Below are 1,530 nucleotides of genomic sequence, written 5' to 3' on the forward strand. Positions count from 1 at the left end.
CTCAGACTGCTGACAAACCCGTCGATTTTTTCGGCGGGTTTTGCTTTTTTGGCGATTGGATTCTTTGCCGGTCGTGTTGGCGGAGGGCGAAGAAGGAGGTTTCGGCTTACGCCGTGGCCGGTTTTGGTGCTTTTGTCAGGGCCATTGCGATCTTCTTGATGTTTTGGGCGGCCGCAGCCAACAGGCACTGGCATGCGACGCGGGTGCGACTTCGGAAGCGGGCATAGCGATGCCCGTGAAGCTGCTTGGCATCGGCAAATGATCGCTCGACCGTCTCCTTGCGGCGCTTGTAGATTGCCTTGCCCCAAGGGGTCAGGCGGTTGGCGTCGGTGCGCTGGCGGGCATCGGCCCAGATATGGCGGGTTATGGTGCGTGTCGCCGTGGCGTTGTTGGTGCAGGAGGCCAGCAACGGACAATCGCAGCAGATGGCAGGATCCGAACGATAGTGGCGATAACCGTTGCGGTCGGTGGTGGCATAGGCGAGCAGTTGGCCTTCGGGGCATCGGTAACCGCCTGTCTCGGGCTCATAGTCGAATTTCGACTTGCGCATCATGCCGGCTCTGGGCGGGGTCGGGTTGCGATAGCCGGTGACACCGAGGATGGTGCGGTCCTCAAGACCCTTGGCGATGCCGGATGTCGCATAGCCGGCATCCAGCCCGACAGCACCGACCTCGAAGCCGAACCGCTCACGCTGGCGGTCCAGCCGCTCGAGATAGACGATACTGTCATGCACATTGGCGGGCGTGACATGGGTATCGGTGATGATCGCAAGTTTGCCATCCACCGTGCGGTGATCGAGGTAGAAGAAGCCCTTCGGCTTGCCGTCGCGCACCATGTAGCCGCTGTCGGGATCGGTGCGCGACACCTTGGTTTCCTTCACCTGCGGCTCGCGCTCCTTTTCCTTCAAGGGCTTCTGGCCGTGGAGTGCTCGCTCAGCCTCAATCGCCCGGTCGAGATCGGCCCAGTAATCGGAGCGCGACTTTTCGATCATCGCAAGATCATATTTGCCCTTGTTGGCATTCGCCTTCAGATGCGTTGAATCCGTATAAAGCACCGTGCCATCCACCAGGCCATGACGGATCGCCTGCTCGACGATGTGGTCAAAAATGTCCTGCGCCACGCGCGTGTCGTTGAAGCGCCGGCGGCGGTTCTGCGACAGCGTCGAGGCGTCAAACACACCATCCGTCAGCTTCATCTGCAGAAACCAGCGATAGGCGACGTTGACCTCGATCTCGCGCACCAGCTGACGCTCCGAGCGGATGCCGAACAGGTAGCCAATGAACAGCGCCTTGAACATCAAGGTCGGATCGAGCGGTGGGCGGCCGTTGTCGGCGCAATAAAGCCCCGCAACACGATCGTGGATGAAGGAAAAGTCGATCACCGCGTCGATCTTGCGAAGCAGGTGATCCTTCGGCACCAGACTGTCGAGCGTCACCATCTCAAGAGCGGTCTGGGTGGGGGCAGGTTTCTTCAACATGTCCCAGTGAATCATAAACCCCTGGACGGTGCCAGGGGTTTGTCAGCAGTCTG

At 60.1% G+C, this 1,530-nt stretch carries 1 protein-coding gene; it reads right to left on the reverse strand.

What is annotated here, in order from left to right:
* Positions 1 to 106: 106 nt before the first annotated feature.
* Positions 107 to 1,477 (reverse strand): IS1182 family transposase, encoded by a 1,371-nt coding sequence (locus FHT69_RS33940; RefSeq protein ID WP_183906619.1) that lies wholly within the window; start codon positions 1,475 to 1,477, stop codon positions 107 to 109.
* Positions 1,478 to 1,530 lie beyond the last annotated feature (53 nt).

This window comes from Rhizobium sp. BK008 (assembly GCF_014197345.1).
Lineage (GTDB): Bacteria > Pseudomonadota > Alphaproteobacteria > Rhizobiales > Rhizobiaceae > Rhizobium > Rhizobium anhuiense.

Coding starts and splice junctions, on each gene's coding strand:
- FHT69_RS33940 (WP_183906619.1), bottom strand. CDS start 1,477: ATGTTGAAGAAACCTGCCCCCACCCAGACCGCTCTTGAGATGGTGACG.